Origin of the sequence: Streptomyces sp. NPDC017246, from assembly GCF_044331325.1 — a bacterium.
GTDB lineage: Bacteria > Actinomycetota > Actinomycetes > Streptomycetales > Streptomycetaceae > Streptomyces.
This window is the reverse complement of sequence record NZ_JBIRMW010000011.1, coordinates 209,361-227,819: the sequence shown is the minus strand read 5'-3', so window position 1 is coordinate 227,819 and position 18,459 is coordinate 209,361. Positions and strand designations below refer to the sequence as shown.

16 protein-coding genes are annotated in these 18,459 nt (G+C 73.2%); 11 read left to right on the top strand and 5 right to left on the bottom strand.

The genetic code is table 11. The annotated features are described in order from the left end of the window. Window positions 1-4 precede the first annotated feature (4 nt). Window positions 5-1,918, top strand: coding sequence for a biotin carboxylase N-terminal domain-containing protein (locus tag ACH4MY_RS25475; RefSeq protein WP_398006019.1), 1,914 nt, complete (start codon window positions 5-7; stop codon window positions 1,916-1,918). After that, the gene (locus ACH4MY_RS25470; RefSeq protein ID WP_398006018.1) at window positions 1,915-3,048 is read left to right on the top strand and encodes an acyl-CoA dehydrogenase family protein; all 1,134 of its coding nucleotides are present in this window, start codon (window positions 1,915-1,917) and stop codon (window positions 3,046-3,048) included. The genes ACH4MY_RS25475 and ACH4MY_RS25470 overlap by 4 nt, the downstream gene beginning before the upstream one ends. Here the strand turns inward: ACH4MY_RS25470 and ACH4MY_RS25465 are convergent. Beyond that, window positions 3,006-3,881: a sporulation protein gene (locus tag ACH4MY_RS25465; RefSeq protein ID WP_398006017.1), complete on the bottom strand. Its 876-nt coding sequence runs from the start codon at window positions 3,879-3,881 to the stop codon at window positions 3,006-3,008. The two genes, ACH4MY_RS25470 and ACH4MY_RS25465, sit on opposite strands and share 43 nt — an antisense overlap. Window positions 3,882-4,094: 213 nt before the next feature. Between ACH4MY_RS25465 and ACH4MY_RS25460 the strand changes: the two genes are divergently transcribed. Beyond that, entirely contained in the window at window positions 4,095-4,877 is a 783-nt protein-coding gene (locus ACH4MY_RS25460) for an excalibur calcium-binding domain-containing protein (protein WP_398006016.1), read from the top strand. A gap of 88 nt (window positions 4,878-4,965) precedes the next feature. Here the strand turns inward: ACH4MY_RS25460 and ACH4MY_RS25455 are convergent, their stop codons facing one another. Continuing rightward, window positions 4,966-5,706 (bottom strand): class I SAM-dependent DNA methyltransferase, encoded by a 741-nt coding sequence (locus ACH4MY_RS25455; RefSeq protein WP_398006015.1) that lies wholly within the window; start codon window positions 5,704-5,706, stop codon window positions 4,966-4,968. A gap of 226 nt (window positions 5,707-5,932) precedes the next feature. Here ACH4MY_RS25455 and ACH4MY_RS25450 point away from each other — a divergent pair, with 226 nt between their 5' ends. The 3 genes from ACH4MY_RS25450 to ACH4MY_RS25440 are packed head-to-tail and all read left to right on the top strand — an operon-like array spanning window position 5,933 to window position 8,810. Beyond that, window positions 5,933-7,519, top strand: a complete 1,587-nt coding sequence (locus ACH4MY_RS25450) for an AMP-binding protein (protein WP_398006014.1) — start codon at window positions 5,933-5,935, stop codon at window positions 7,517-7,519. After that, the gene (locus tag ACH4MY_RS25445; protein WP_398006013.1) at window positions 7,516-8,244 is read left to right on the top strand and encodes an enoyl-CoA hydratase family protein; all 729 of its coding nucleotides are present in this window, start codon (window positions 7,516-7,518) and stop codon (window positions 8,242-8,244) included. The genes ACH4MY_RS25450 and ACH4MY_RS25445 overlap by 4 nt, the downstream gene beginning before the upstream one ends. Beyond that, window positions 8,232-8,810 (top strand): TetR/AcrR family transcriptional regulator, encoded by a 579-nt coding sequence (locus ACH4MY_RS25440; RefSeq protein WP_398006012.1) that lies wholly within the window; start codon window positions 8,232-8,234, stop codon window positions 8,808-8,810. The genes ACH4MY_RS25445 and ACH4MY_RS25440 overlap by 13 nt, the downstream gene beginning before the upstream one ends. 16 nt (window positions 8,811-8,826) lie before the next feature. Here the strand turns inward: ACH4MY_RS25440 and ACH4MY_RS25435 are convergent, their stop codons facing one another. Further along, window positions 8,827-9,882: a M4 family metallopeptidase gene (locus ACH4MY_RS25435; protein WP_398006011.1), complete on the bottom strand. Its 1,056-nt coding sequence runs from the start codon at window positions 9,880-9,882 to the stop codon at window positions 8,827-8,829. A 367-nt stretch (window positions 9,883-10,249) separates the two neighbouring features. Here ACH4MY_RS25435 and ACH4MY_RS25430 point away from each other — a divergent pair, with 367 nt between their 5' ends. Beyond that, on the top strand, window positions 10,250-11,293 hold the full coding sequence (locus ACH4MY_RS25430) for an isopenicillin N synthase family dioxygenase (protein WP_398006010.1): 1,044 nt from the start codon (window positions 10,250-10,252) through the stop codon (window positions 11,291-11,293). Window positions 11,294-11,410: 117 nt separating this feature from the next. Here ACH4MY_RS25430 and ACH4MY_RS25425 read toward each other — a convergent pair whose 3' ends face one another. Continuing rightward, entirely contained in the window at window positions 11,411-12,511 is a 1,101-nt protein-coding gene (locus ACH4MY_RS25425) for a citrate synthase 2 (protein ID WP_398006009.1), read from the bottom strand. Window positions 12,512-12,746: 235 nt separating this feature from the next. Here ACH4MY_RS25425 and pdxH point away from each other — a divergent pair, with 235 nt between their 5' ends. Together pdxH and ACH4MY_RS25415 are read left to right on the top strand one after the other, a co-directional pair. Further along, the gene (gene pdxH / locus ACH4MY_RS25420; RefSeq protein ID WP_398006091.1) at window positions 12,747-13,382 is read left to right on the top strand and encodes a pyridoxamine 5'-phosphate oxidase; all 636 of its coding nucleotides are present in this window, start codon (window positions 12,747-12,749) and stop codon (window positions 13,380-13,382) included. A 202-nt stretch (window positions 13,383-13,584) separates the two neighbouring features. Then, window positions 13,585-14,907: a PAS domain-containing protein gene (locus ACH4MY_RS25415; RefSeq protein WP_398006008.1), complete on the top strand. Its 1,323-nt coding sequence runs from the start codon at window positions 13,585-13,587 to the stop codon at window positions 14,905-14,907. A gap of 141 nt (window positions 14,908-15,048) precedes the next feature. Here the strand turns inward: ACH4MY_RS25415 and ACH4MY_RS25410 are convergent, their stop codons facing one another. Next, a complete protein-coding gene (locus ACH4MY_RS25410) occupies window positions 15,049-15,816 on the bottom strand; it encodes an SIS domain-containing protein (protein WP_398006007.1) in 768 nt (255 codons plus the stop codon). A 173-nt stretch (window positions 15,817-15,989) separates the two neighbouring features. Between ACH4MY_RS25410 and ACH4MY_RS25405 the strand changes: the two genes are divergently transcribed. Together ACH4MY_RS25405 and ACH4MY_RS25400 are read left to right on the top strand one after the other, a co-directional pair. Next, complete coding sequence (locus tag ACH4MY_RS25405; RefSeq protein ID WP_327163586.1) at window positions 15,990-16,679, top strand: metal-dependent transcriptional regulator; 690 nt, start codon at window positions 15,990-15,992, stop codon at window positions 16,677-16,679. 682 nt (window positions 16,680-17,361) lie between these two features. After that, window positions 17,362-18,384 carry an alpha/beta fold hydrolase gene (locus ACH4MY_RS25400; RefSeq protein WP_398006006.1) on the top strand — a complete coding sequence of 341 codons (1,023 nt, stop codon included), beginning with the start codon at window positions 17,362-17,364 and terminating at the stop codon, window positions 18,382-18,384. The last annotated feature ends 75 nt before the right edge of the window (window positions 18,385-18,459 follow it).

The following is an 18,459-nucleotide window of genomic DNA, read 5'->3' as shown; positions in this document are numbered from 1 at the left end:
CCTCGTGATTTCCACTGTCCTTGTCGCGAACCGGGGCGAGATCGCCTGCCGGGTCTTCCGCACCTGCCGTGAGCTGGGCGTCTCCACCGTCGCCGTGTACTCCGACGCGGACGCCGACGCGCTGCACGTACGGGAGGCCGACACGGCGGTACGGCTGCCGGGGGCGGCGCCCTCGGAGACGTATCTGCGCGGCGACCTGGTGGTGAAGGCGGCGCTCGCGGCGGGCGCGGACGCCGTCCACCCCGGCTACGGCTTCCTCTCCGAGAACGCCGACTTCGCCCGCGCCGTCCTGGACGCGGGCCTGGTCTGGATCGGCCCGCAGCCGGCGGCGATCGAGGCGATGGCCTCGAAGACCCGGGCGAAGGAGCTCCTGGGGATCGCCCCGCTCGTGACCTCCGACGTCACGGAGGCGGACCTGCCGGTCCTCGTGAAGGCGGCGGCGGGCGGCGGCGGCCGTGGCATGCGGATCGTGCGTGAACTCCCCGCTCTCAAGGGGGAGTTGGAGGCGGCGTCGGCGGAGGCGGCGAGCGCGTTCGGTGACGGCGAGGTCTTCGTCGAGCCGTACGTGGAGAACGGCCGCCATGTCGAGGTGCAGCTCCTCTGCGACACCCACGGCACGGTGTGGGCGCTCGGCACCCGCGACTGCTCCCTCCAGCGCCGCCACCAGAAGGTCGTGGAGGAGGCTCCGGCGCCCGGTCTGCCCGCCGCGCTGGAGGCCTCCCTCCTGGACACGGCCGTGCGGGCGGCGAAGGCCGTCGGGTACGTCGGCGCGGGCACGGTCGAGTTCCTGGTGGCGGACGGCCGGGCGCACTTCCTGGAGATGAACACCCGCCTCCAGGTGGAGCACCCGGTCACGGAGGAGGTGTACGGGGTCGATCTCGTCGCCCTCCAGCTCGCCGTCGCCGAGGGCCGCGAACTGCCGCCGGAGCCCCCGGCCCCGCGGGGCCACGCGATCGAGGCGCGGCTGTACGCGGAGGACCCGGCGCGGGAGTGGGCGCCGCAGACGGGAGTCCTGCACGGCTTCGACCTCCCTGGGCGGGTCGGCCTCCGGGTGGATACGGGGTACGTCTCCGGGGACACGATCGGCGTCCACTACGACCCGATGCTCGCGAAGGTGATCGTCCACGCCCCGACCCGCGCGGAGGCGGTCCGTGGGCTCGCCCACGCGCTGGAAAGGGCCCGGATCCACGGCCCGGTCACCAACCGGGAGCTGCTCGTGGCCTCGCTCCGGCACCCGGAGTACGGATCGCCGGAGGCGCTCGACACCGGCTTCTACGACCGGAACCTGCCCGCCCTGACGGCCGCCGTGCCCGGGGAGGAGTACGCGGCGGTCGCGGCGGCACTCGCCGGGGCGGCCGCCGGACGGGGCCGGTTCGGGGGTGCCTGGCGCAACCTCCGTTCCCAGGACGAGACGCGGACGTACGGCGATCACGAGGTCCGTTACCGGCCGACGAGGTCGGGCGGCTACGAGGTCACGGCCCCGGAGGGCGTCGGGGTCGTGTCGGCGGCCCCGGACCGGGTGGGCCTGGAAGTCGCCGGGGTCGTAAGGCACTTCGACATCGCGGAGTACGGGGACGGCGTCGTCCACGCCGGCCGGCACCGGCTCACCCCCCGCCCCCGCTTCACCGATCCCCGGGAGCAGACCGCCCCCGGCTCGCTGCTCGCCCCCATGCCCGGCACCGTCGTGCGGGTCGCGGACGGTCTCGCCGTCGGCGACCCGGTCGAGGCGGGGCAGCCGCTCCTGTGGCTGGAGGCCATGAAGATGGAGCACCGCGTCGTCGCTCCCGCCTCCGGCACGCTCACCGCGCTCCACGCCGCCCCCGGCCGTCAGGTCGAGGTCGGTGCTCTGCTCGCCGTCGTACAGACCGAAGCACAGGCATCCGTACAGACCGAAGCACAGGAGGACCAGACCGTATGAGCACCATGATCGAAAGCGAAGAGCTCTCCGCGCTCCGTGCCGCCGTCTCCGCGCTCGGCCACCGGCACGGCCCCGGTTTCGACCGGGCGAGCCTGTGGGCGGAGGCGGGCAAGCTCGGCTATCTGGGGGTGAACCTGCCCGAGGAGTACGGCGGCGGGGGCGGCGGCATGGCCGAGCTGTCGGTCGTCCTGGAGGAGGCGGGCGCGGCCGGTGCGCCGCTCCTGATGATGGTGGTCTCGCCCGCGATCTGCGGCACGGTCATCGCCCGGTTCGGTACGGAGGAGCAGAAGCGGGCCTGGCTGCCGGGGCTCGCGGACGGTTCGCGGACGATGGCGTTCGGGATCACCGAGCCGGACGCGGGCTCGAACTCGCACCGCATCACGACGACCGCGACCCGTACGGAGGAGGGGTGGGTCCTCAACGGCCGGAAGGTGTTCGTGTCGGGTGTCGACATCGCCGACGCGACCCTGATCGTCGGCCGGACCTCGGACGCCCGCACCGGGAGTCTCAAGCCCTGTCTCTTCGTCGTCCCGCGTGACGCCCCCGGCTTCCAGCGGCGGCACATCGAGATGGAACTCGACGCGAACGAGAAGCAGTTCGAGCTGACCCTCGACGAGGTGCACCTGCCGGTCGACGCGCTCGTGGGCGACGAGGACGCGGGTCTGCTGCAGCTCTTCGCGGGGCTCAACCCGGAGCGCATCATGACGGCCGCGTTCGCGATCGGCATGGGGCGGTACGCCCTCGCGCAGGCGGTGAAGTACGCGAAGGAGCGCCAGGTCTGGAGGGCGCCGATCGGTGCCCATCAGGCCATCGCGCACCCGCTGGCGCAGGCGCACATCGAGCTCGAACTGGCGCGGCTGATGATGGCGAAGGCCGCGCACCTCTACGACGCGGGTGACGACGTCGGCGCGGGCGAGGCGGCCAACATGGCCAAGTACGCGGCGGCGGAGGCCTGTGTGCGGGCCGTGGACCAGGCCGTTCACACGCTGGGCGGGAACGGCCTGACCCGTGAGTTCGGGCTGGCGCGTCTGATCACGGCGGCGCGGGTGGCCCGGATCGCCCCGGTCAGCCGGGAGATGATCCTGAACTACGTGTCGACCCACACCCTGGGGCTGCCCAAGTCGTACTGAACCCGCTCGCGGTCGTCGACGGCCGTCTCGGGCAGGGCGGCGACCTCGTCGATCCACTGCCGGACCCGCGCCTCGAAGTCCACGTGGCCGACCTCGTGGTGGGCGGCCACGTGGCGCACGGCCGGCGGCTTCTTCCACCAGTCCCTCTGTGTCAGGCCGGACCTGCGGAGGTAGATCTCGGCGCCGACCGCGTTGGAGTGGAGGTACAGCTCCATGTTCTGCGGGCGGTCCGGTCCGGCCGCGGCGGCCAGGGTGGCGACGAGGCGGAAGCCCTGGCGCATGAAGAGGATGTGGCGTTCGGTGCGCGGGATGTGGTCGTCGTCGATCTGTGCGCTCCGGCAGGAGTACCCGGCGGCGGCGAACGCGTCGAGGACGGCCTCGTGCAGGGGCGTCGCGGCGATGCGCAGGGGGTCGCTGTCCGTGCGGTCCGCGATCCCTCCTGCCTCGACCTCGGTGTACAGGGCGAGGCGCACGCCGTCGAGCCGCTTTCCGCGCACCTCGGAGACGGGGCTCTCCCACCGCAGCCGGTACCGGAGGGGTACGCGCCGTTCCTCGCCCCTGGGGACGGTGAACAGGCTGGTCGCCTGGAAGTGCGCGAACGTGTCGCCCGAATCCGTGTCGACGGTGTCGTTCTTGCCGAGGGCGGCCGACGCGTTGGCGACGAGCTTCACGTTGACGGTGCGTACGGCCACGTCCCGGTCGAAGGCGCGCAGCACGATCTCCCCGCGCAGGATCCCGCCCGCCCGGACGGCCTCGTCCGGTAGGACGGTGTCGATCTCCAGCGGTATCCCGCTGCTTCCGTTGCCCTTGCCCCGCAGACGTTTGAAGACCATGGGCGCAGGCTAACCGCCCGATCGCCGCGCGGGGAAGGCGAGTTCGGCCCCCGCATGGCGGGTGGCGGAGGTCCCGATCGAATATCGCATTCCGTACGAAGGGGTACCGGTTGTGAACATCGTGTGTACGATCTTCGCCACTTCGTCACATGCTCACAGTCGCAGGGAGAGCCGCCCGTGTACCCGCCTCCGCCGCCTTTCCAGCCCGCCCCTGTGCCCGTGCGGCGCTGGTGGCAGCATCCCGCCCTGATCATCTGCCTTCTGGTCTTCTTCCCGCCGGCGGGCGTAGCCCTGACCTGGACGAGCCGCTGGAGCCGGAACAAGAAGATCGTCGCGACCGTCCTCGGCGGTCTGTGGTTCCTGCTGGTCTTCTTCAGCGACCCGCCGGAGGAGGAGAAGGACGACGCGAAGGGCGCGGCGAAGCCGACGGCGACGGCCTCCCCGACTCCGAGCCCCACTCCGACCCCGACTCCGGCTCCGTCGAAGACGGAGGAGACCCAGGAGATGCCCGGGCTGGTCGGCGGGACGTACGCGGACGCCGAGCGGCTCCTCACCGACCACCGGGGCCGGGCGTACGGCGCCTACAAGGACGTCGACCTCCCTGCCGAGTACGGCACCTGGACGGTCTGCTTCCAGCGCCCGGACGCCGGTGCGCCGGTCTCGTCGGCGGTGCCGGTGGTGTACCTGACGGAACCGGGCGTCCCGTGCCCGAAGTCGCCGAGCGAGCTGCTCCACAAGCCCACTCCGAAGCCCACGACCGCCGCGCCGAAGCCCGCGCCGACCACGCCGAAGCCGGTGCGCACCCAGGCGCCGGTGCCCACGCGGGAGCCGACGCCCACGCAGGACGCCGGTGACGACTCCTCGGGCGGAGGCAGCGTCTCGTACGAGAACTGCGCGGCCGTCCGCGCGGCCGGAGCCGCGCCCATCCACGCGGGCGAGCCGGGCTACGCGCGGCACCTCGACCGCGACGGCGACGGCGTGGGCTGCGAGGGCTGACGCGCTACGGGGGCGGGGGCCGGCTCACCGCGAGGGTGTCGTGCCGGCAGGGCCGGTGCACGGTGGGGCGTTCCCCGACCGGTCGTGCTCAGGCCGGCTTGCGCCATACGGAGACGTGCTTGCCGGAGTTCTCGGTGAACGGCGTCCCGTCCCAGTCCCCGACCCGCCGTTCCGGTTCGAGCCCGGCGATCCGTGCCATCAGGTCGAGTTCGGCCGGCCAGGCGTACCGGTGCCGGGAGTTGTCGCGGCGGTAGTGGCCGTCGTCGCCGTCCCGGCTGAAGTGGTGCGAGACGAGGATCTGTTCGACCAGGTCGAAGGTGTCGAAGCCGAGGTGCTGTTCGGAGATGTCGAACGGCACCGCGACCTGGCCGGGCGGCAGGAACCGCAGCGGGGGCACGCTCAGCTCGATGACGAACCGGCCGCCGGGGCTCAGATGGCGTGCGGCGTTGCGGAAGCACTCGACCTGCTCGTCCTGGGTGAGCAGGTTCGAGATGGTGTTGTAGACGAGATAGACCAGGGTGAACTCGCCGGGGACGACGGTGGTCGCCATGTCCCCGATGGTCACCGGGAGGGTGTCCTCGTCGACCTTGCGCCGCAGCACCGCCGCCATGTGCTCGGACAGTTCGATGCCCGCGACCGGTACACCGCGTTCCCGGAGCGGGACGCCCACGCGTCCCGTCCCGATGGCGAACTCCAGTGCCCGGCCGTCTCCGGCGAGCTCGGCGAGGAAGGCGAGAGTCGGTCCGAGGACGGCGTCCGAGGACATCTCGGTCTCCCCGGCGTCGTAGCGGTCGGCGTTCGCGCGTGTCCACATCTCGCTGCTCGTCACGAGCGAGCACTCTGCCGGGTGCCGCGAGCCGCTGTCGACGCAATTAACTCCGCCCTCGCGGATCGCGGACTCGCGCCCCGGAGGCCCGCTCCGGTCGCGGTGGGGGCGGATCCGAGAATCATGCATGCATGCTTGATTGTTTCCCCGGAGTGCTGACAGGGTCTCCCCAAGGCGTACCGACACACGCGATCCTGGCGACCACCTTCCACCGCTCCAGGGGGCTTGCATGGTGTTCCACAGCGAGTACGAGGCCGTCTCCACCGTTTCCCTGCCGATCCACGACGCGGTGCTCGGCCGCGCCGCCGAGCGGGGCGACGCTCCCGCCCTCGTCGACGGGACCGGGGAGTTCACCCTCACGTACGGGCAGGTCGACGCCTTCCACCGGAGGGTGGCGGCCGGACTCGCCGAGGCCGGTGTGCGCAAGGGGGACGTGCTCGCGCTGCACAGCCCCAACACCGTGCTCTTCCCCGTCGCCTTCTACGCCGCCACCCGGGCCGGGGCCTCCGTCACCACCGTGCACCCGCTGTCGACACCCGAGGAGTTCGCGAAGCAGCTCCGCGACTCCTCCGCGCGCTGGATCGTCACCGTCTCGCCGTTGCTCCCCGCCGCCCGGGCCGCGGCCGAGCTCGCGGGCGGGATCGAGGAGATATTCGTCTGCGACCAGGCGCCCGAAGGCCCCGAGGGGGAGGGGGTGCGGTCGCTGCAGTCCTTCCTCGGGTCGACGGGTCCCGTGCCCGAGATCGACGCCGACCCCGACGAGGACATCGCCGCGCTCCCGTACTCCTCCGGCACCACGGGCGTGCCCAAGGGCGTGATGCTCACCCACACGTCCATCGCCACCAACCTCGCCCAGCTGGACCCGGTGATCCCGATGGGGCCGGGCGACCGCATCCTGGCGGTGCTGCCGTTCTTCCACATCTACGGGCTGACCGCCCTCATGAACGCGCCCCTCCGCCAGGGCGCCACCGTCGTCGTCCTGCCCCGCTTCGAACTCGACACCTTCCTCGGCGCCATCCAGAAGCACCGCATCAACGGCCTGTACGTGGCTCCGCCGATCGTCCTCGCGCTCGCCAAGCATCCGGCCGTCGCCGACTACGACCTGTCCTCCCTGGAGTACGTCGTCAGCGCCGCCGCCCCGCTCGACGCGGCGCTCGCCGAGGCCTGTTCGGCCCGGCTCGGACTGCCGCCGGTCCTCCAGGCGTACGGCATGACGGAGCTCTCCCCGGGCACCCATGTCGTCCCCCTCGCGGCCGAGAACCCGCCGCCCGGCACCGTCGGCAGGCTGCTGCCCTCCACCGAGATGCGGATCCTGTCCCTCGACGACCCGGCGAAGGACGCGGCGCCGGGCGAGGAGGGCGAGGTCGCCATCCGGGGGCCGCAGGTCATGAAGGGGTATCTGGGCCGGCCCGACGCCACCGCCGCCATGATCGACGCCGACGGCTGGGTGCACACCGGCGACATCGGGCGGGTCGACGCCGACGGCTGGCTGTTCGTCGTCGACCGCGTCAAGGAACTCATCAAGTACAAGGGTTTCCAGGTCGCCCCCGCCGAACTGGAGGCGCTCCTCCTCACCCACGAGGGCGTCGCGGACGCCGCCGTCATCGGTGTCACCGACGCGGAGGGCACGGAGATCCCCAAGGCCTTCGTCGTACGCCAGGCCGCCGCGCCGGGCCTCACTGCCGAGGACGTGATGGCGCACGTCGCCGCCCGTGTCGCCCCGTACAAGAAGGTCCGCAGCGTCGAGTTCGTCGACACCGTGCCCCGGGCGGCCTCCGGGAAGATCCTCCGAAGGGAACTGAGGGACCGCGCATGACCACCACACTCGTGACATCGGCCGAGGACCAGGGCATCACCACCCTCACCCTGGACTCCCCCGCCACCCGCAACGCCCTCTCCGGGCCGCTCGTCGCCGAGCTCGCCGACGCGCTCACCGCCTGCGGCAAGGATCCGGCCGTCCGGGCGGTGGTGCTCACCCACACCGGCGGCACGTTCAGCGCGGGCGCCGACCTGAAGAGCCCGCCCAGCCCGTACGCCTTCGTCGACCTGCTCCGGCAGATCGTCGAACTGCCGAAGCCGGTCGTCGGCCACGTCGCCGGACGGGTGCGGGCCGGTGGCCTCGGGCTGCTCGGCGCCTGCGACATCGTCGTGGCGGCGGAGGCGTCGGACTTCGCCCTCACCGAGGTGCGGATCGGGGTCGCGCCCGCCGTCGTGTCCCTCACCCTGCTGCCGAAGCTGGAACCCCGGGCGGCGGCCCGCCACTATCTGACGGGCGAGCGGTTCGGGGTGCCGGAGGCGGTCGCCATGGGTCTCGTGACCGCCGGGGACGACGCCCTCCCGGGCATCCTCGACTCCTTCCGGGCGGCCTCCCCGCAGGGCCTGCGGGAGGCGAAGAGGCTGGTCACCGCTAGAGTCCTGGAGACCTTCGAACGAGACGCGGAGGACCTGGTGCAGAGGTCGGCCACGCTCTTCGCCTCCCCCGAGGCGCGCGAGGGGATGACGGCCTTCCTCGAACGACGGGACCCCGCATGGCGGCTGTGACCGCACCCAAGCAGGACAGGAGCCGCGCCACCCGGCAGCGGCTCCTGGAGGCGGCCGTGTCCTGCCTGGCCGAACACGGCTGGGCGGGTTCCACCGTCGCCGCCGTCGCGGAACGGGCCGGTGTCTCCCGGGGTGCCGCCCAGCACCACTTCCCCACCCGCGAGGACCTGTTCACGGCCGCCGTCGAGTACGTCGCCGAGGAGCGCTCCCAGGCGCTGCGGAACCTCCCGTCCCGCGACCGTCACGAGGCCGTCGCCGCGCTCGTCGACCTCTTCACCGGTCCTCTCTTCCGGGCCGCCCTCCACCTGTGGGTCGCCGCCTCCGGCGAGGACCAGCTCCGGGCGCGCGTGACCGAACTGGAGGCCCGGGTCGGCCGCGAGTCCCACCGGATCGCCGTCGAGGTCCTCGGTGCCGACGAGTCCCGCCCCGGAGTCCGCGAGACCGTCCAGGGCCTTCTGGACATGGCCCGCGGCCTGGGCCTCGCGACGCTCCTGACGGACGACCGCGCCCGCCGGGACCGAGTGGTCGCCCAGTGGGCGCGGCTGCTCGACGGGGCGCTGGCCTGAGCAGCGGGCCTCGGTCCTAGACCCCCGGGATCTCCCGGGCCCGGAAGGCGTCGCGTACGGCGTTCGCCGCCGACGTGCCGTACATCTTCTGCGCCGTCTCGACGGTCTTCCGGGCGGCGTCGCCGAAGCCGGTGCCGGGCGCGAAGCCGAACTGGGCGTTCACGATGATCCGGTCGGCCGTCCGCGCGCCGAGCGAGGTGCGGATGTCGAGGAGCGCGCGGGACCAGATCTCGCCGTCGGCGTGGACCTCGCCCTCAAGGTCGGCGTACGTCTTGGTGCCGTCGATCCGGCGGAGGCAGTGCGGGGCCGCGCTGTAGCCGGTGGAGTCCCAGTCGGCGACGCAGGCCGTGTCCGCCTTCATGGGCCAGCCGTACTTCTGGACGGCGTGGGTGCCGACCTGCACGGCCAGGTAGTCGCCGAAGGCCTCGCCGATCGCGCCGGCCTCGGGGCTCGTGCCGAAGCCGGGGACCTGTGCGTCGTGCACGGCGTGGCCGTACTCGTGCAGGATCACCTCGGCGTCCTCGGCGTCGTCCACCCCGCCCTTGCCGAAGCGGATCTCGTCCTTCTTGTCGGTGAAGAAGGAGTTGTCGGCGCCCCACTGGTTGAGCCGGACCGGCTGCACCCGGTCGTTGGCCCCGGGCAGCTCGGTGCCGAAGCCGAGTCCCTGCAGGTACTCCTGTGCCTCGTTGACCCAGAAGTACGCCATGACCTGCTCGAACTGGTCGTCGGAGCGGTTGTACGCGGCGGCGCCCGCGACGGTGGCGGGCTTGCCCGTCTCGGACCGGACCGCGGCCCAGCGGCCGGACAGGCCGCCGCTCGTGTCGAGGTTGCGCAGCGAGACGGTGGTGTACGCGGTGGCGGGGACGTCGCTCGCCGCGTCCTTGTGGTCGGTGAGGGACTGGTCGCCGGTGGCCTGGACCGGGTTCACCATGAAGACGCGGGCCTGGGGGAGCGGGGAGGCGGCCCGGGGGAGGGCGGAGGCGCCGGCGGCGGGCAGCAGCGCGACGGTGGCCGCCGTGGCGGCGGTGGCGACGGCTGCGGCGAGCAGGCCGCGGGACGGGCGGCGGGTCATGGACATCCTCCTGCGTAGGGATGCTGCGACGAGAAACTTGACGTGCGCGTGACACGCGTGGCGGCGATCTTCGCGTACCGCCGCCCTTTTGAACACCCCTGGGTCCCGGGCGCCGGGACGTGACCCGGACCACAGTCGATCCCTCGCTCCCGCAGTACTCTGGTCGCATGCCTACGCTCGTACGCCGTCGCCACGTGGACTTCGTCCGCGTCACGAGCATGAGCTGTCGCCGCTCCGCCTGACCCTCCCGGGCACCACCACCGCCCCCTCGGGTCCCTCGTTCAGAGCCCAAGCCGACCGGCACCCGTGGCCCCCGCCCCACCCCTGGCGGCCGCCCCGGGCACCCGTAGACCCCGCGGACGCACACATGACTCGCAGCTCGTACCCCTCGCAGCTCCCCATCGTCGACCTCTCCGCCGCAGACCGTGACCCCCAGGCCCGTCGTCTGCTCCACGCGCAGCTCCACTCGGCCGCCCACGACGTCGGCTTCTTCCAGCTCGTCGGGCACGGGGTGACCGAGGCCGAGACCCGGGCCCTGACGTCCGCGATGCACGCCTTCTTCGCCCTGCCCGAGGCCGACCGGCTCGCCCTCGACAACATCAACTCGCCGCACTTCCGCGGCTACACCCGCATCGGCGACGAGCGCACCGCCGGCGCCCGCGACTGGCGCGACCAGCTCGACATCGGCGCCGAGCGCGCCGCGCGGACGCCCGCGCCCTGGGAAGCCCCGTACTGGTGGCTCGAAGGCCCCAACCAGTGGCCGGCCGGGCTCCCCGAGCTGCGGACCGCGGCCCTGCACTGGATCGAGCGGCTCAGCGGGGTCGCCGAGCGCCTGCTGCGCGAGCTGCTCACCTCGATCGGCGCGCCCGCGGACTTCTACGACGACATCTTCGGCCCGCGTGCCCATCCGCACCTCAAGCTGGTGCGCTACCCGGGGAGCAGCGGCGAGGGCGACGACCAGGGTGTCGGCGCGCACAAGGACTACGGCTTCCTGACGCTGCTGCTCCAGGACCAGGTGGGCGGGCTCCAGGTGCAGCGTGAGGACGGGGACTTCCACGACGTGCCGCCGCTGCCGGGCGCGTTCGTGGTGAACCTCGGCGAGCTGCTCGAAGTGGCGACCGACGGCTATCTGCTCGCCACCAACCACCGGGTCGTGTCGCCGCCCGGGGCGACGGAGCGGTACTCCGTGCCGTTCTTCTACAACCCGCGGCTCGACGCCCGGATCAGTCCGCTGGTCTTCCCGTACGCGGAGACGGCGCCCGGCGTCACGGCCGACCCGGCGAACCCGCTGTTCGCCGAGTACGGCCGCAATGAGCTGAAGGGCAAGATGCGGGCGCACCCGCTGGTGGCGGCCCGCCACCACGCGGACCTGCTGCTGCACCCGGAGGCGCAGCCGGCCCTGTCGGCGTAGCCGCCACGACGCCGCGCGCGCGTGCGCCGGTGCGGCTTCCGCGCGCGCGGCGACGGCCCTGACTGTGCGGGTCGGGCCGTCGCCGTGGCGGGTCGTGGCGGGTCGCGGCGGGCGGGATCAGCCCGCGATGTCGGCGAAGCCCTCGATCTCGCGCGGGTTCCGCTGGCCGGGGCCCGTGTAGCGGGCGGACGGCCGGACCAGGCGACCGGTGCGCTTCTGCTCCAGGATGTGCGCCGACCAGCCGGCGGTACGGGCGCAGGTGAACATCGAGGTGAACATGTGCGCCGGGACCTCGGCGAAGTCCAGGACGATGGCCGCCCAGAACTCGACGTTGGTCGCCAGGACGCGGTCGGGGCGCCGGTTGTGCAGCTCCTCCAGCGCGGCCTTCTCCAGCGCGGCGGCCACCTCGTAACGCGGGGCGTCCAGCTCCTTGGCCGTCCGCCGCAGCACGCGGGCGCGGGGGTCCTCGGCACGGTAGACGCGGTGGCCGAAGCCCATGAGGCGCTCGCCCTTGTCGAGGGCCTGCTTCACGTACGCGGTGGCGTCGCCGGTCCGCTCGATCTCCTCGATCATGCCGAGGACGCGGGAGGGCGCGCCGCCGTGCAGGGGGCCCGACATGGCGCCGACGGCGCCGGAGAGGGAGGCGGCCACGTCGGCGCCGGTGGAGGCGATGACGCGCGCGGTGAACGTGGACGCGTTCATGCCGTGCTCGGCGGCCGAGGTCCAGTAGGCGTCGACGGCCTTGACGTGCTTCGGGTCGGGCTCGCCGCGCCAGCGGATCATGAAGCGCTCGACGACGGACTCGGCCTTGTCGATCTCGCTCTGCGGGACCATGGGGAGGCCCTGGCCGCGCGCGGACTGGGCGACGTAGGAGAGCGCCATGACGGCGGCGCGCGCGAGGTCGTCGCGGGCCTGCTCGGCGGAGATGTCGAGGAGCGGTTTGAGGCCCCAGACGGGTGCGAGCATCGCGAGCGCGGACTGGACGTCGACGCGGATGTCGCCGGAGTGCACCGGGATCGGGAAGGGTTCGGCGGCCGGCAGGCCGGGGTTGAAGGCGCCGTCGACCAGCAGCCCCCAGACGTTGCCGAACGAGACGTGACCGACCAGGTCCTCGATGTCGACGCCGCGGTACCGGAGGGCGCCGCCTTCCTTGTCGGGTTCGGCGATCTCCGTCTCGAACGCGACGACTCCCTCGAGCCCGGGTACGAAGTCGGACATCAGGCGGCTCCTCTATCGATGATCGATCAACGAGTGCTGGTCGATGGTGGGGATTCAACAGTCGTCCAGCCCCAGAGTCTGTACGGTTCCGATGATGCGGGGAAGCGTGACATCCGGCACACCGCGCCGATCCGGCGAGTCAGGATTGGCGGCACGCGGTGCCGGGCAAACTGAGGCGCTGCGGCAGGATGGCCCCGTGACCGATCCTGTGAACGACGCCCTGGATCCCGCCGACATGCGCGAGCAGTACCGCACCACGGAGCTCTCGGCGGCCGACCTCGCGCCCGAACCGATCGCGCAGTTCACCCGCTGGTTCAAGGAGACCGCCGAGAATCCGGCGATCCACGAGCCGAACGCGATGATCGTCTCCACGGCCGGGGCCGACGGCCGCCCGTCCTCCCGCACGGTGCTCCTGAAGCACTACGACCGGGCCGGCTTCGTCTTCTTCACCAACTACGACTCGCGCAAGGGCACGGACCTGGCGGACAACCCGTACGCCTCGCTGCTCTTCCCCTGGCATCCGCTGGCCCGCCAGGTCATCGTCAGCGGCCGCGCCGAGCGCGTCGGCCGCGACGAGACCGTCGCCTACTTCCGTACCCGCCCGCACGGCTCCCAGCTCGGCGCCTGGGCCAGCCGCCAGTCCTCGGTGATCGCCTCCCGCGCGGAGCTCCTCGCCCGTTACGCGGAGCTGGCCGCCCGCTATCCCGAGGACGCCCAGGTCCCGGTCCCGCCGGAGTGGGGCGGCATCCGGGTCGTCCCGGACGCGGTCGAGTTCTGGCAGGGCCACGAGAACCGCCTCCACGACCGTCTCCGCTATGTCCGCGGGGGCGTCGAGGGCGAGACGTGGCGGGTGGAGCGCCTGGCGCCCTGACCGGCCGGTCCCGCCCCTTCCCGCCCCGCCCCTGCCCCGCCTCGCACCCGTCCGCCCCCGTCCTGCTCGCGCGCGCCCCCCGCGCGCCGTACTGCGCCCCTCTCCGTCACCGAATGCGTTCCCGCGGTGCAACGATTTCGGTGAAGGTGATGTGCGCTGCGTCACGTTCCAGTTGAATGGCGACAGCATGGGGGGTGCCGGGATGAGTGCTTTCACGGGGTCCGCGAGCGAGACCGCCTCCGTTCCCGGGGCGGGGGCCGATCTACTGGCCGCGCTGCTCGACGGGATGGACGCGGCGCTCTGCGCCTTCGACGCCGACGGGACGATCACGCACTGGAACCGCGAGGCCGAGCGGATCCTCGGCTGGTCCGCGGTCGAGGCCGTCGGGAGACGCGGGTTCGAGGGATGGGCCGCGCGCAGCGCGGACGCCGAGGACACCCTGCAGCGCCTCATGGGGGCCATGAGGGGCCCGGGGCGGCAGGTCCACGAGCTGGCGCTGCTCCGCAAGGACGGCGGCCGGGTGCTCGTGCGGAGCCAGGCCGCCGGGGTGCGCGGGGCGGACGGCGCCCCCGCCGGGGTGTACTGCGCGTTCAGCGAGGTCCACGTCCAGCTGGATCTGGAGCGGTCGGTGGCCCTCAGCGAGGCCCTGTTCGAGGACGCCTCCTGGGGTGTCGTCCTCGTCGACGCCGATCTGCGCCCCGCCATGGTCAACGGCCACGCCGCCCGCGCCTTCGGAACCGGGCGTACGGCCCTGCTCGGGCGCCCGCTGGGAGACGTCGTCGTCCACGGCGCGGAGGAACTGGAGGGCGCGCTCCAGCACGTCCTCGCGGAGGGCACGCCGCCCGCGCCCGCGGAGGTGTGGGTGACGCTGCGGACCTCCACCGGGGAGCGCCGCCGGTGCTGGCGCAGCGGCTTCCTGCGGCTGTCCTCGCCGATGGCGGAGGAACCGGTGCCGCTGGGGGTCGCCTGGCTGTTCCAGGACGTCACGGAGGAGCGGCTCGCCGCGCGGGACGCGGACCGGCTGCGGTTCCGGTGGAGTCAGCTGCACCGGGCGGGCGCGGCGGCGGCGGAGTGCGAGGACCCGGCGGAGGCGGCGGCGGTCCTGCTCGACTTCGCGCTGGCGGGCTTCGCGGACCACGCCCTGGTCGACCGGGGCGTGGGCGAGCGGCGGCTGACGCGGACGCTGGCCACCCCTGCGGGTGCCCCGGGCCCCGCGTCGCCGGTCGTGGGCGGCGGCATCCCGCTGCGGTACGGGCCGAGGCATCCGGCGCTGCAGGCCCTGGACCGGGTGGGCACGGTGCGGGCGAGCGCGGGCCGGACGGCCGAGGTGTGGGCGGAGGCCCACCAGTGGCCGGGGGACGCGGCGCACGCGGTGTGCGTGGTGCTGCGCTCCCGGGGCCGGACGCTGGGCGTCCTGACCTTCCTGCGGGCCGCGTGCCGCAATCCGTTCGAGCGCGAGGACGTGGTGTTCGCGGAGGCGGTGGCGTCGCGGGTGGCGGCGGTGCTGGACCTCGGGACGGGCTGAGTCCGGCCGGTCGCGGAGGCGTGTACGGGCCGGTGGGCCGGGCGGCCCGCGAGCTGCTGGACCGGGGTGCCGCGAAGGAACGGAGGGCGGCGCCGACCGCACCGCCCCCGGCGCTCTGCCCCCGGCCGTCGCCGACGAGGACTAGTGGCGGTAGAAGATCCGGTCGCCGTACTCGGTCATCACGCGGCCGTTCCACTCGTGGCCGCCGTCGACGTTCCCGGAGCGGAGCAGCGGCGGCTCGATGCCGCGGCGGACGAGGTCCTCGGCGGCGGCGGCCAGGGTGGCCTGCATGAGGGCGCTGGTGACGACGGTGGAGGCGGGGGCGAAGGGGGCCTCGATGCCCTCGTGGGTGAGCTCGGCGTCGCCGACGGCGATCCGTGAGTCGAGGACGATGTCGCAGTGGTCCTTGAGGTACGTCCCCGAGACGTGCCGGGACTTCGTCTCGGTCGCGTACGCCACGGACGTGACGCCGATGACGGTGAGGCCGAGCGCGCGGGCGTTCATGGCCATCTCCACGGGCAGGGCGTTGCGCCCGGAGAGGGAGATGATGATCAGGACGTCCCCGGCCTTGGCGGGGGAGGAGTCGAGGACCGCCCCGGCGAGGCCGTCGACCCGTTCGAGGGCGGAGCCGAGCGTCGCCGGCATGACGTCGACGCCGACGACGCCGGGGACGACCAGCAGGTTCATCAGGGCGAGGCCGCCGGCGCGGTAGACGACGTCCTGGGCGGCGAGGGAGGAGTGGCCCGCGCCGAAGGCGAAGAGCCGGTTGCCGTTGGCGACGGCTTCGGCGATCGCGGCGCCGGCCTGGGCGATCTCGGCCGAGTCGCCGTCGCGGACCTGCTGGAGCAGGCCGATCGCGGCGTCGAAGAACTGTCCGGCCAGCTTGCTCTCGCCCGCGCTGTCGCCCATGTCCGGAAGCTCCTTCTCGTCGCCGTCGTGCCGTGGTCGTGCCCTGGTCGCCGATCACGGTGCGGTCTGGACCATTGCTCTGTCAATACCGCCTTCGGTCGGTGCGGCCCGGTTGTCGGCCTGATGCGTCAGAATTGGGGCAGGGCCAGCGCACGACTCATCGAGGGGCACGTATGTCCGGACTGATCGACACAACGGAGATGTATCTCCGCACCATCCTCGAGCTTGAGGAGGAAGGTGTGGTCCCCATGCGTGCCCGGATCGCCGAGCGGCTCGACCAGAGCGGCCCAACGGTGAGCCAGACGGTGGCCCGGATGGAGCGCGACGGTCTGGTGGCCGTCGCCAGCGACCGGCACCTGGAGCTCACGGACGAGGGCCGCCGCCTCGCCACCCGCGTGATGCGCAAGCACCGCCTGGCGGAGTGTCTGCTCGTCGACGTGATCGGCCTGGAGTGGGAGCAGGTGCACGCCGAGGCCTGCCGCTGGGAGCACGTGATGAGCGAGGCGGTGGAGCGGCGGGTCCTGGAGCTGCTGCGTCACCCGACGGAGTCGCCGTACGGAAACCCGATCCCGGGGCTGGAGGAGCTGGGGGAGAAGGCGGAGGCCGAGGCCTTCCTCGACGACTCGATGGTGTCGCTCGCCGAGCTGGACGCGAGCGAGGGCAAGACGGTGGTCGTCCGCCGGATCGGCGAGCCGATCCAGACGGACGCCCAGCTGATGTACACGCTGCGGCGTGCGGGCGTGCAGCCCGGTTCCGTGGTGTCGGTGACGGAGTCCGCGGGCGGCGTTCTGGTGGGCAGCAGCGGCGAGGCGGCCGAGCTGAACGCGGAGGTCGCGGCGCACGTGTTCGTCGCGAAGCGCTGACACCCGTCTTCTCGTGCGAGGGGCGCCCCGCGCGACCGGTTCTCGGTCGTGCGGGGCGCCCCTCGGCGTTCGGGGGCGCCGGGAGGCGCCCTCGGTGAGGACGGGGGAGGCGATGACCGGTCGGCCGGCGAGCAGGGGCTTCGGTTGTGCGGGAGTCGGACAGGGATGCGTGTCCCTTCCGGGCCAACGGCCTTTGTGCGCCCCGGTTTACGCCGGAATGGCCCCGCCCGCGCCCTCGGCGTGCCACGCTGGGGCGAGTGGTGCGATACCGGGGAGGGGTGGGGCCGTGCGGCGAGCGCTTGCGGTACGCCTGAAAGTGCCCGTCCCGGAGCCGGTGGGGGCGGTGCCGGGGGATCCGGTGGCGCCCGTCCCGGAGGCCGTACGAAGGTCTCCGCCCGCCGCGTCGCCCCACGTGTCCCGGATGACAGAGGACCCCGGCGCCCTGAGGCGCCGGGGCCTGTCCTCCCCTGTGCTGACCTGGAGCCCCGAGCTCTCAAGGTCAGTCCCTACGGACCGTCATCCCCGAGCGGTCCGCCTCCCGTTCAAGATCTCCCCTCGGCAGCGGCGGTCAATCCTTGAGCCCTGTCACTCGAACGAGGGGTGTTGCGCGGCAGGAGCGCATTTTCGAATGCGAGTTCGATAGTCTGGCGTGGTTCGACGGCAAGAAGAGGGGGTGCCAGGGATGGCGCGACGACTCGACGTCACCGGGGCCGACGGCGTACGGCTGGCGGCCTGGGACTTCACGCCCGGGTCCGCCCCGCAGACCGGTCCCGGGGTCTTACTTCTTCACGGCCTGATGGGTCACGCGGCCCACTGGGCCCCGGCGATCAGCCGTCTCACGGCGACGGCCGCCCGCCCCGGTGCCGATGCCCCCGGCGTCGGACCGTCCGGCCCCGGTGTCCCCGGCATCGGAGCCTTCGGCACCGGCGCCCTCGACACCGCGGTGCCCCGGCCCGGCCCGGTCGCCCCCGGCATCACCCTTCCCGCCCCCGAAGCCTTCTCCGCTCCCCGGCCCCACCCCCGCACCGTCGCCCTCGACCAGCGCGGCCACGGGCGCAGCGACAAGCCCGCCGCCGGCCTCTTCACCCGCGAGGCGTACGTGGCGGACGCGGCCGCCGTCGTCGAGCAGCTGGGCCTCGGCCCGGTCACCCTGATCGGGCATTCGATGGGCGCCCTCACCGCCTGGCAGCTCGCCGCAGAGCGCCCCGACCTCGTCCACGCCCTCGTCATCTGCGACATGCGCGCCTCGGCGCTCGGGGCGGCCTCGCAGCGCGAGTGGCGGGACTGGTTCCGCCGCTGGCCCGTCCCGTTCCCCTCGCTCGACGCCGCCCGCCGCTGGTTCGGGGACGAGGACCCGTGGGTCGAGCGGCCCAACCCCGCCCGGGGCGCCTTCTTCGCCGAGGTCATGGCCGAGCACCCCGACGGCTGGCGACCGGTCTTCGACCCGGAGCAGATGCTCACCTCCCGGGAGACCTGGGTCCACGACGCCCACTGGGAGTCGCTCGCCCAGGTCCGCTGCCCGACCCTGGTCGTCCGCGGCCTGGACGGCGAGCTGGGCCGGGCCGAGGCACAGGAGATGGTCCGGGTGCTGCCCCACGGGGCGTACGCGGAGATCCCCGACGCGGGTCACCTCCTCCACTACGAGCACCCGGACGCCTGGCGCGAGGCGGTCGGGCCCTTCCTGAACGGCGTCCTGACCTCGTAGGCGGCGGCCCGCGCGTGAGGCGGCGGCCCCCGGCCCACGGGCGAGGGGGCCCCGCCTGTCGGCGTGGGACGTGTG

Excerpts from the sequence above, each read along its gene's own strand:
- ACH4MY_RS25470 (WP_398006018.1), top strand. The coding sequence starts at position 1,915 with ATGAGCACCATGATCGAAAGCGAAGAGCTCTCCGCGCTCCGTGCCGCC.
- ACH4MY_RS25465 (WP_398006017.1), bottom strand. The coding sequence starts at position 3,881 with ATGGTCTTCAAACGTCTGCGGGGCAAGGGCAACGGAAGCAGCGGGATA.
- ACH4MY_RS25450 (WP_398006014.1), top strand. The coding sequence starts at position 5,933 with ATGGTGTTCCACAGCGAGTACGAGGCCGTCTCCACCGTTTCCCTGCCG.
- ACH4MY_RS25445 (WP_398006013.1), top strand. The coding sequence starts at position 7,516 with ATGACCACCACACTCGTGACATCGGCCGAGGACCAGGGCATCACCACC.
- ACH4MY_RS25440 (WP_398006012.1), top strand. The coding sequence starts at position 8,232 with ATGGCGGCTGTGACCGCACCCAAGCAGGACAGGAGCCGCGCCACCCGG.
- ACH4MY_RS25435 (WP_398006011.1), bottom strand. The coding sequence starts at position 9,882 with ATGACCCGCCGCCCGTCCCGCGGCCTGCTCGCCGCAGCCGTCGCCACC.
- ACH4MY_RS25430 (WP_398006010.1), top strand. The coding sequence starts at position 10,250 with ATGACTCGCAGCTCGTACCCCTCGCAGCTCCCCATCGTCGACCTCTCC.
- ACH4MY_RS25425 (WP_398006009.1), bottom strand. The coding sequence starts at position 12,511 with ATGTCCGACTTCGTACCCGGGCTCGAGGGAGTCGTCGCGTTCGAGACG.
- pdxH (WP_398006091.1), top strand. The coding sequence starts at position 12,747 with ATGCGCGAGCAGTACCGCACCACGGAGCTCTCGGCGGCCGACCTCGCG.
- ACH4MY_RS25415 (WP_398006008.1), top strand. The coding sequence starts at position 13,585 with ATGAGTGCTTTCACGGGGTCCGCGAGCGAGACCGCCTCCGTTCCCGGG.
- ACH4MY_RS25410 (WP_398006007.1), bottom strand. The coding sequence starts at position 15,816 with ATGGGCGACAGCGCGGGCGAGAGCAAGCTGGCCGGACAGTTCTTCGAC.
- ACH4MY_RS25405 (WP_327163586.1), top strand. The coding sequence starts at position 15,990 with ATGTCCGGACTGATCGACACAACGGAGATGTATCTCCGCACCATCCTC.
- ACH4MY_RS25400 (WP_398006006.1), top strand. The coding sequence starts at position 17,362 with ATGGCGCGACGACTCGACGTCACCGGGGCCGACGGCGTACGGCTGGCG.